The following is a 10679-nucleotide window of genomic DNA, read 5'->3' as shown; positions in this document are numbered from 1 at the left end:
GGACGGACATAAGTATGTTCGTTACAATTAGGGGGAGCAAGTATGAAATCAGATAAAATTTCAGAGGCTGTCGTACGGAGGTTACCCGTATATTTACGTTATCTGAATGCACTGCACAAACGGGAGGTGGCTACGGTCTCTTCTCAAGAGCTGGGACAGAGGCTAGATTTGAACCCGGCCCAAATCCGTAAAGATCTTGCTTATTTTGGAGATTTTGGTCGGAAGGGTATCGGTTATGATGTTTCTTATCTCATTGAGAAAATACGCCATATCCTGAAAATCGACCAACAAATTAATGTAGTATTGGTCGGAGCGGGTAATCTGGGGCAAGCCCTTTCGAATTATAACGCTTATTTAAAAGACAATATGAAGATTGTGGCGGTATTTGATGCGTTTCCGGATAAGGTAGGAACCAAGATCAATACATTGGTCGTGCAACCGATGGATGAACTGGAAGCGACTGTGAAAGAAAAAAACATTCGAATCGGGATTATTACCGTACCTGATTTTGAAGCACAGCACGTGGCTGATAGGCTTATTGATAGCGGAATTGGAGCGATCCTGAACTTTGCACCGACTACTCTCAAGGCACCAGCCAACATTCGGATTCATGCCACAGACTTTACAACTGATTTGCTTAGCCTCGCTTATTATTTGGAGGACGGAAAGGAAGAAGCACAATATGACAGTGAATAAATGGATGATTAAAAACGGATCTTTTGCCGTAAATGGACCAGAAGCAGGGGTAGTCCATGGTTTTATGATTGTGGAGGATAGTCGTATTACTTATATTGGCGAAACCTTGCCTGCGGGTGAGGAAGAGACGGAAGCGATCGATGGTAAAGGGCTATTGTTTTTACCTGGTCTGATCAATACTCATGGTCATGCGGCGATGTCTCTACTGCGTGGGCATGGAGATGATTTGGCACTTCAAGTATGGCTTCAGGAAAAAATGTGGCCTATGGAAGCCAAGTTTACATCTACAGACGTGTACTGGGGTACGTCCTTGTCTGTGCTGGAAATGCTGAAAGGTGGAACAACAACCTTCCTCGATATGTACGATCATATGGATGAGGTGGCTCGTGTGGCTGAAGAGTCAGGTATTCGTGCAAGTCTGATGCGTGGAGCAATTGGACTATGTTCGGAGGAAGAACAGCGAATCAAGCTGGCAGAGGCCGTGACTTTTGCGCGTAACTGGCACGGTAAAGCAGACGGCCGTATTACAACGATGATGTCACCGCATGCGCCATATACATGTCCACCTGCGTTTATTGAAAAATTCGTACAAGCTGCGCATGATCTGGACTTGCCACTGCATACGCACATGTCTGAGACGATCGCCGAAGTAGAGCAAAACGTACGCGACTACGGTTTGCGTCCGGTTGCACACTTGGATAAGCTTGGCTTTTTCTCCCGTCCTTCGCTTGTTGCCCATGGCGTTCATTTGAACGACGAAGAAATAGCTTTACTGGCAGAACGTGGTGTAGCGGTTTCCCACAATCCTGGCAGCAACTTGAAGCTGGCAAGTGGTGTGGCAAGAGTGCCTGAATTGCTGCGTGCAGGGGTTACGGTTTCTCTCGGAACGGATGGTCCTGCCAGCAATAATAACCTGGATATGTTCGAGGAAATGCGTCTGGCAGCACTTATTCACAAGGGTGTATCCGGTGACCCTACGGCAGTTCCTGCAAGTGAAGCGCTGCGTCTGGCAACAGAATACGGTGCAAAGTCGATTGGTTTAAAAGAAGTAGGAGCGTTGGCAGCAGGCAACAAGGCTGACTTTATCGCGTTGGATCTGAATCAGGCACATTTCTTGCCGCGTACAGATCTTATTTCCCATGCGGTATACTCTGCAAGCGCCAAGGACGTGGCTCATGTGTGGGTAGACGGTCGTCAGGTTGTGAAAAACGGCGAATGCCTGACTATGGACGAGGAACGTATCAAACATGAGGCACAAGCCGCCTTTGAAGGGCTGCTGTCGCGCTAATTCAGGTGTCACATCCCCTTAGAGAGGAAGCACGGGTTTGAAAAATAAGAAAAAATGGATAGCGGTCGCCATTTTGGCCGTGATACTGATCCTGGTCAGCATTTTCTGGTATTATTCCTATGTTACTCAAGACCAGGTGGCTGAGAAAAATGCCGCTATCATTAAGGCCAAGCAATCAGGTGGTCTGGTTAGCACGACTCAAACATGGAAGTCTGTGTGGGATCAGGTATATTGGGTGGTTCAAGGGAAAAATGCACAGAATGAAAATATAATGGTATGGGTTCCTTTTCAAAAAGTGGAGGGACAACCTAACGTACCTGCCGCAGATAATAGCGGTGTTCATACCGAGCTGCTGAAGAACGGAGTCGACGAGCAAAAAATGACGTCGCTAATTCAGCAGCAGCTTCCAGGTGTAAAAATTGTAAGCCTCCAGCCGAGTGTGTTCAATGGCGAATATGTGTGGCAGCTGTTTTACGATGATGGAAGCCATCATTACTATGCCTTTTACCGTTTTTCAGATGGGGGAGCGACGGGGGTAAAGTATACTTTGCCCAATAACTGAGCTGGTTGAGGATCAGCAGATGTGGAATGAATGACTAGTAAATGATTAAAAGCTCAAGAAAAAGACGTAAATGCGATGAAATTCGTATTTACGTCTTTTAGTCTTGCTATGCCGTAAAGATGAGCTGAATGCCAGCGAAGCATCTTTACCTACCCAACTTCTCTCCTAAGGCAAATTCATCTTTATGGCGGGCAACAGCGATCGTAAGATCAAATCCTACACGCAGCGTCCCACCTCTACCATAACCAAAGATTTTGCCTCATCACAACTCCTCCACACATTGCCTTCGATTTTAGATATACGTTATGATATACTATATTTTATAAGTGATAGACAAAAATGATAGAAAAAAGAATTGCTGATCACTGTAAGATCATGCAATTTGGTTGTTTGTTGACATTCGTCCCGTTTCTTCTGAGTTTTACATTTTGAGAGGAGGATGTTGTTTGAAATTGCGTGCAGTTCCTATCGTTGTGGCGGCAGTTTTGGCAGCTTTGCTGCTATTTGGGGGATGGTTCATTTACCGTCAGGTTACAATGCAAAGTCCTCTGGAAAAACTGGTTTCTCAATATCCAGGCGTGACAAGCGCTCAAATAGATATTAAACAGGATCAGGTTGTATTGAAACTAGATCTCAAACCGCAGGCGGATGTGGCCGGATTGGTCGATGTAGTTAAGCAAAAAGGACAATCCATCATTGGCAGCCGCACCATTAAGCTCGATATTGCAGACCGTTCCAATACAGCACTGAATCAATGGTGGTCTGAGGCTATGTTTCCTGTAGCCGAAGCGATGGAAAATAGAAAGTATACTCAAATTTCATCTACAGTTGAGCATATGAAAAAGAAAAAGACGGGTATCAAAGCTGATACCGACATGGATTCGAACAATGTCTATATCCGACTCAGCGAAGGGAAAGCGACCAAGTTTATCGTTTTGCCACGTCAATCTCAGCAGATGGGGGTATGGCCTAATGCCTAGATGGATCAAGGAAATATTAATCGGCATTGTGCCGGTAACCATTATATTTCTCGTTTTTATTGGGGTAAATATTATCCCTCTTCTAGTTGCTGGTGTGATGTTCAGCGGCTTGTTAATGCTCATGCATGCTCGTGGAGGCTTGGCCGTAGGTGCTGGGCAAGAACGTAAACGTAAAAAAAATGGCCCGGACAAGCTGACTTTTGAGGAAATCGGTGGGCAAGAAAGCGCTAAGCAGGAGCTGCGTGAGGCCTTGGATTTTTTGAATCGACATGATGAAATCTCCAAGTTTGGTATCCGTCCATTAAAAGGCGTTTTGCTCACAGGTCCTCCGGGAACAGGAAAAACACTGATGGCTAAGGCAGCGGCACACTATACTAATTCTGTTTTTGTTGCAGCCTCAGGTAGTGAATTTGTTGAAATGTACGTTGGTGTTGGAGCAGGTCGTGTGCGTGAGTTGTTCCGGGAGGCACGTACTCGTGCAGCCAAGGAAAAGAAGGAAAATGCAATTATTTTTATTGACGAAATCGACGTAATTGGTGGTAAACGTGAGGGTGGACAGCAACGAGAATATGATCAGACTTTGAATCAGTTGCTGACAGAAATGGATGGTATTTACTCGGTAGATACACCGCGGATTTTGATCATTGCGGCAACAAACCGTAAAGAAATGCTGGACAGCGCCTTAACGCGCCCAGGGCGTTTTGACCGTCATATTCAAGTGGATTTGCCTGATAAGAAGGGCCGTCTTCATATTCTTAAAATTCATGCCAAAAACAAACCGATTCAGGAAGATGCGAATCTGGATAAAATTGCTGAGGAATCTTATGGGTTTTCTGGCGCACAGCTGGAGAGCGTAATGAATGAAGCGGCAATCTATGCGATGAGACAGGATCAGAAAATGATTGCACAGAAACATCTGTCGATGGCAATTGACAAAGTGATGATGGGTGAAAAGACAGATCGAGAATCGACCTTGGAAGAGAAAAAACGTGTAGCGATCCATGAACTGGGACATGCTATTATGGCCGAAATTGTTCGTCCTGGTAGCGTAAGCCAGGTTGCACTTAGCCCACGTGGGAAAGCGCTTGGGTATGTGCGCCACAATCCACAGCAAGAGCATTATTTATACACCAAGCAGTATCTGGAGGAGCAGATTATGATCTCGCTCGCAGGGGCTACGGCAGAAGAAATGTACTATGGCGGTCGAAGTACCGGCTCTAGTAATGATTTTGAGCAGGCGCTGAACATCGTCCATACGATGATGACTTCCGGTTTGACTTCACTTGGCATTATTAACATGGAAATGGTAACGAAAGAAGAACTCATGCGGGAAAATGGCGAGATTATGGCTGACCTGCATACCCGAACTTTGGAACTGCTGGAAAAGCATCGTCCTGTGTTCGACAACTCACTTGACATCCTAATGAAGGAGGAAACTTTGTCTGGAGACCAATTTAGATGTCAATTTAGTGAAAATGCTTTATTACCAGCATAATTTTTTATGCTGGTTATTTTTTTTTACTTTTAGTCCGTGCTAAGATATTATTATCTATTGGGACATAAACATGTATTTTTCGACAAAGAAGGATACAATATATGAGAGTGACCAGGAAAGGGTGGAGTTAAGAATCATGCAATTTAAAAAAATCGGCGTCATCGGCGGCGGCACCATGGGACAGGGGATTTCTGAAATGCTCGCGTCCAAAGGAATCGATGTGCTGCTGGTAGAGCAGACACCAGAGAAACTAGACTACGCCTACAATATGATTGAAACGAGTCTGGACAAACAACTGGAAAAATGGGCAATTACTCAAGCTGAGAAAAAATTGATCTTATCCCGCATTCAGAAAGTATCCCATTTAGCGGAGCTCGGCAGCTGTGATATGGTCATTGAGACTATTACAGAGAATCTGGACGAAAAGAAAGCAGTGTTCCAAGAGCTGGACCATGTGTGTCCAAACAATATTATTCTTGCAAGTAATACATCCACGCTGAGCCTGACCGAGCTTGCCAGCTCGACCAAGTATCCAGAGCGTGTTATTGGTATGCACTTTATTTATCCAGTATCCCGTATTGATCTCGTAGAAATTATTCGTGGTTTAAAAACTTCGGATGATACCTTTGAAAACACTAAGATGTTCGTGGAAGAAATAGTGGAGAAAAAAGGAGTCATGATTTATGAATCTCCTGGATTCGTAACAAGCCGGATTATCTGTCTGCTGATTAACGAAGCGGCCCATGTACTTCAAGAAGGCGTGGCTTCCGCTGATGATATCGATGACGCTATGCGAATCGGCTATAACTTCCAAAACGGTCCTTTGGAAATGGCTGACCGCTTTGGTCTGGATTCCGTTTTGGCTGCTCTGGAGCGTATGTTCCGTGAATTTGGTGAATTGAAATATCGTCCGTCCATCGTACTGAAGAAAATGGTGCGTGCAGGTAATCTGGGCGTGAAATCGGGCGAAGGCTTCTTTAAGTACGACAAGGATGGTGACCGGATATGAAAATTCTCGTAATCAATGCAGGGAGTTCTTCTCTGAAATACCAATTGTATGATATGACGGACGAGTCCGTTTTGGCAAAGGGACTGGTAGAGCGTATCGGTATGGATTCCTCCATTCTGACGCATAAGCCAACCAATAAAGAAGAATACACCGAAGTTAGCGAAATTTTGGAACATACTACAGCCATCCGTAAAGTGCTAAACGCACTCACAGATGCTGAACATGGTGTAATCTCCAGTACTAGCGAAATTCAGGCTGTGGGCCACCGTGTGGTTCATGGAGGCGAAATCTTTAAACAGTCAGCAGTTGTAACGCCTGAAGCGAAGAGTGAAATCCGCCGCTTGTTTGACCTGGCGCCACTGCATAACCCTGCTTCCATGATGGGGATTAAAGCGGCTGAATTGAATATGCCAGATGTACCGCAGGTTGTAGTATTCGATACCTCGTTCCATCAAACCATGCCTGAAAAAGCTTATATGTACGCCATTCCAAGAGTGTTGTACAATAAGTACAAGGTTCGTCGTTACGGTGCCCACGGTACTTCCCATGACTTTGTGAGTAAGGAAGCAGCCAAATTCCTTGGTCGTCCTTTGGAAGACCTGAAGATTATCACTTGTCATATCGGTAATGGTGGTAGTATAACAGCAGTTCAAGGCGGTTTGTCTGTTGATACTTCCATGGGGATGACTCCACTGGAAGGCCTTATGATGGGTACTCGTAGTGGTGATTTGGACCCAGCAATCGTACCTTATGTCATGAACAAAGAAGAATTGACTGTCAATGAAGTCAATTCCATGCTGAACAAGCATAGTGGACTTTTAGCTATCTCCGGTATCAGCAGTGACATGCGTGAAATCACAGAAGGTATGGAAAAAGGCGAAGCTAATTCTACATTGGCATTTGAAATGTATGAATACCGTCTGCGCAAATACATTGGATCGTATGCTGCCGCAATGAACGGGGTAGACGTAATTGCATTTACAGCAGGTGTAGGCGAGAACTCCATCGTTCTGCGTAAGAGAGTGTTGGAGCAATTGACATTCCTCGGTGTCGAGCTGGATGAATCGTTGAATGCTATTCGTTCTGGCGAGCCTCGCCGGATTACAACTGCAAATTCAAAGGTAGAAGTACTGATCATTCCAACGAACGAAGAACTGGTTATTGCCCGCGACACGTTCCGTCTGGTTCAGTAGTTCGGTTCGAAAGTGTAAACTTTATGCATGTGGACTATTGTTTGAGTTCCGCATGCACCAAACAGCGAGAGCAAACAGCCTGACCCAGGGGGAAGGGCTGTTTGATTTTCGGTTAAGAGGAGAGAGACGGTCATGACGAATAAAAGTACGATTGCCCAAGTGGGCCGCCATGTAGGGGAAACGGTTACAATCGGCGCTTGGGTAAACAATAAACGATCTAGTGGTAAAATTCAGTTTCTGCAACTGCGGGATGGCAGCGGGTATATTCAAGGGGTTATCGTGAAAAGCGAAGTGTCCGAGGATATTTGGAATGACGCCAAATCCTTGACTCAAGAGAGCTCCCTTTACGTTACTGGAGTGGTGCGTGAAGAACCGCGTAGCCAATCAGGCTTTGAATTAACGGTTACAGGCATTGACATTATTCATTTGACCGAAAACTACCCGATTACACCCAAAGAGCACGGTGTAGATTTCCTGATGGATCATCGTCACTTGTGGTTGCGTTCCGCCAAGCAACGTGCTGTTTTGATCGTACGGGCGGAAATTATCCGTGCTGTACAGGAATTCTTTAACGGCAACGGCTTTACGAAGGTGGACCCACCTATTTTGACTCCTTCTTCTGCAGAAGGCACAACAGAGTTGTTCCACATTAAATATTTTGATGAAGATGCGTATTTGACACAAAGCGGACAGTTGTACATGGAAGCCGCGGCAATGGCGCTGGGCAAAGTGTATTCCTTTGGTCCAACTTTCCGTGCGGAAAAGTCCAAAACACGTCGTCACCTGATTGAGTTCTGGATGATCGAACCTGAGATGGCTTTTGTGGATCATGAAGAATCCTTGCGCGTACAGGAGCAGTTTGTAAGCCATATCGTGCAATCTGTTCTGAAAAATTGTGCGAAGGAGCTTGAAACCATCGGACGCGATGTTTCGAAGCTGGAGCAAATTCAAGGCGAATTCCCACGTATTACGTATGATGAGGCGATTGCCTTCCTTCAAGGTGAAGGTTTCGATATCCCATGGGGGGAAGACTTTGGTGCTCCTCATGAAACGGCGATTGCCGAAAGATATAACAAGCCTGTGTTTATTACACATTGGCCGACACACATTAAGGCATTCTATATGAAACCAGACCCGACCCGTCCAGAGGTTGTTCTGTGTGCCGATATGATCGCTCCTGAAGGCTACGGCGAAATTATCGGGGGTTCCCAACGGATTGATGATCCAGCATTGATGGAAGAACGTTTTAACGAGCATAACTTGGCTCGTGAAGCCTACCAATGGTATATGGATCTGCGCACATATGGTACCGTTCCGCATTCTGGTTTTGGACTGGGCCTGGAGCGTACAGTAGCATGGATTTGTGGACTCGATCATGTACGTGAAACGATTCCGTTCCCACGTATGCTGTATCGTTTGTATCCGTAACCGATGACCGGATCATTCGACAAGACATCAGCGGCAGAATGGGCGGAGGGAGTAGCCTTTGCTATGGAAGCCGGAATGGTCCAGATTCCCTACGCCCTGCTCAAGCATTATCGAACACTTCGGCTGGCAGATGGCGAAATGCTGCTACTGATGCAGTTGCTTGCCTTCAAACAAGCGGAACGTAATGAATTTCCGACATGGGAACAATTGCAGGCCCGTATCGGATGCACTGCGAATGAAATCGCACTCTATTTCAGTAAGCTCATGAAAGAAGGATTTTTGAGAATTGATTCCGTAGAAGACCGCAGTTCATCTGTACAATTCGAACGTTACAATTTGACGGGGCTGTATCGTAAGTTGGCAGAATGTATGATTCCCGAGCGTAACGAGCAGCACGATGAAGATGACATTTTGTTTGCCGGAAAGCCGGATTTACTGAATGGAATATCGGAATCCCCGCTTACAGAAGAACGGAATTTGTTCACGATTTTCGAGAAAGAATTCGGGCGACCATTATCACCGATGGAATACGAGACGATCACCAGCTGGGTGGATCAGGATCGGTATCCCGAGGAGCTTATTTTGCTGGCTTTGAAGGAAGCGGTATTTGCAGGGAAGGTACATTTCCGGTATATAGACCGTATTTTGCTGGAGTGGAGCCGAAACCGTGTCCGTAATGCACAGGATGCCAAAGAATACGCCCAGCGATTCCGTGGTGGCGGACGCAATTAATGTATCGGTCTAAGCCTTTTAGGTAGTAGACTTATATATGAAGGCTGTTACTGCAGATTGGCTATTGTGCAATGAGGACAACATGGAATATCGCCTGTGCGCGTGAGATAAGCCGAAATGAAGACGAGTAAATAGGCTTTAATGATAGAGGACACACCATTCCGTCAGGAGGGTGTGTCCTTTTTAAATTATTTTTTCGAAATATGCAGGGGAAGGAAATTTCCTGGCGTCTATAGTATTGGGAAGGGGGAGAGCGTCATTGATATAGAGAGAATCATTGAACGAATACGGTCTGGTGACCGGCAGGCGTTCCGTGAGATCGTAGAGCTGTACAGCAAGCATGTATTTCATATCGCCTATTCGGTGCTGCATGACAGCAAGGAAGCAGAAGATGCCGCGCAGGAGGCATTCGTTCAGGTGTACAAGTCTCTCCCCCAGTACCGGAACGAAGGTTTTAAAACGTGGCTGAGCCGAATTGCGCTCCACAAAGCGCTGGATACTAAGCGCAAACAGGACAGACGCCCCGCAGAGCTAATAGACGTCGCACAATCCCTTGTACAGCTCCCTTCCCGGGATGAGGATGTGCTGGCTCGTCTCATCCGCGAGGAGCAAATTAAAGAACTATCGCAAAAAATCGCTCAGTTGCCCCAGCAACATCGGGATATTATTCAAGCCTACTATATGCAAGGCAAAACCTACGACCAAATTGCAGAAGAGACGCAGGTAGCTTTAAAAACGGTAGAGTCGAGACTCTACCGGGCGCGACTATGGATTCGAAACCACTGGAAGGAGGAGGAATGGCAATGACTGACCAACAGGATAAACCGTGGATTGAAGGGAAATCGAATGACTGGCATGCTTACATTGCAGGAACTTGCACGATAGAGGAATCTGCCCGGCTGGAAAGGCTCCTGCTGGAAGACGAACAGGCGCTGATGTTATATCTTGTTGCACTGGAGCAACTGGAGTCAACTATGAAAGATTATTCTGCCTGGATGGATACGGATCGCTTCACAGATCAGGTAATGGCCGTTCTTCCCGAGCTAGAAGCTGAACCGAGTCAAGTTATGTTTAAAAAACGCCGCTGGTTTGAAAAACCTGTGTTTCACTATGTTGTCGCCGCAAGCCTAACGTTGATCTTGTTGTCCAGTGGAGCCTTTGACAAAATGATGCCGCAAACAGACGGAAAGCCGATTCCTCCAAAAGAGCGCGTCTCTTACAGTGAAGAGGTCATGCGAGCTACCACGACCTGGCTCGATAAATTAAAGCCCTAAATCTTCGGATAAAGGGTGAGAC

11 protein-coding genes are annotated in these 10679 nt (G+C 46.0%); all 11 read left to right on the top strand.

The features are described from left to right. Positions 1-42 precede the first annotated feature (42 nt). The 11 genes from MKY98_RS14890 (at position 43) to MKY98_RS14840 (ending at position 10657) form a co-directional block, all read left to right on the top strand. On the top strand, positions 43-696 hold the full coding sequence (locus tag MKY98_RS14890; RefSeq protein ID WP_029517369.1) for a redox-sensing transcriptional repressor Rex: 654 nt from the start codon (positions 43-45) through the stop codon (positions 694-696). Next, complete coding sequence (locus tag MKY98_RS14885; RefSeq protein WP_069011508.1) at positions 683-1984, top strand: amidohydrolase; 1302 nt, start codon at positions 683-685, stop codon at positions 1982-1984. Before MKY98_RS14890 ends, MKY98_RS14885 begins: the two co-directional genes overlap by 14 nt. 37 nt (positions 1985-2021) lie before the next feature. Beyond that, the gene (locus MKY98_RS14880) at positions 2022-2546 is read left to right on the top strand and encodes a cell wall elongation regulator TseB-like domain-containing protein (RefSeq protein WP_039271118.1); all 525 of its coding nucleotides are present in this window, start codon (positions 2022-2024) and stop codon (positions 2544-2546) included. 446 nt (positions 2547-2992) lie between these two features. Next, positions 2993-3526: a hypothetical protein gene (locus MKY98_RS14875; protein WP_069011509.1), complete on the top strand. Its 534-nt coding sequence runs from the start codon at positions 2993-2995 to the stop codon at positions 3524-3526. After that, positions 3519-5021 carry an AAA family ATPase gene (locus MKY98_RS14870; RefSeq protein WP_029517373.1) on the top strand — a complete coding sequence of 501 codons (1503 nt, stop codon included), beginning with the start codon at positions 3519-3521 and terminating at the stop codon, positions 5019-5021. Before MKY98_RS14875 ends, MKY98_RS14870 begins: the two co-directional genes overlap by 8 nt. Positions 5022-5157: 136 nt before the next feature. Continuing rightward, positions 5158-6030, top strand: coding sequence for a 3-hydroxyacyl-CoA dehydrogenase family protein (locus MKY98_RS14865; RefSeq protein ID WP_029517374.1), 873 nt, complete (start codon positions 5158-5160; stop codon positions 6028-6030). Next, complete coding sequence (locus tag MKY98_RS14860) at positions 6027-7223, top strand: acetate/propionate family kinase (protein ID WP_029517375.1); 1197 nt, start codon at positions 6027-6029, stop codon at positions 7221-7223. The genes MKY98_RS14865 and MKY98_RS14860 overlap by 4 nt, the downstream gene beginning before the upstream one ends. 132 nt (positions 7224-7355) lie before the next feature. After that, positions 7356-8651, top strand: coding sequence for an asparagine--tRNA ligase (gene asnS / locus MKY98_RS14855; RefSeq protein ID WP_029517376.1), 1296 nt, complete (start codon positions 7356-7358; stop codon positions 8649-8651). Between the two features lie 3 nt (positions 8652-8654). Further along, on the top strand, positions 8655-9383 hold the full coding sequence (locus MKY98_RS14850) for a DnaD domain-containing protein (protein WP_069011510.1): 729 nt from the start codon (positions 8655-8657) through the stop codon (positions 9381-9383). Between the two features lie 141 nt (positions 9384-9524). Continuing rightward, positions 9525-10190, top strand: a complete 666-nt coding sequence (locus tag MKY98_RS14845; protein WP_069011511.1) for an RNA polymerase sigma factor — start codon at positions 9525-9527, stop codon at positions 10188-10190. Beyond that, positions 10187-10657, top strand: coding sequence for a hypothetical protein (locus MKY98_RS14840; RefSeq protein WP_069011512.1), 471 nt, complete (start codon positions 10187-10189; stop codon positions 10655-10657). The genes MKY98_RS14845 and MKY98_RS14840 overlap by 4 nt, the downstream gene beginning before the upstream one ends. Positions 10658-10679 lie beyond the last annotated feature (22 nt).

This window comes from Paenibacillus sp. FSL M8-0228, assembly GCF_038007385.1.
GTDB classification, from domain to species: Bacteria; Bacillota; Bacilli; order Paenibacillales; family Paenibacillaceae; genus Paenibacillus; species Paenibacillus polymyxa_D.
This window is presented reverse-complemented; position numbering and strand designations above follow the sequence as displayed.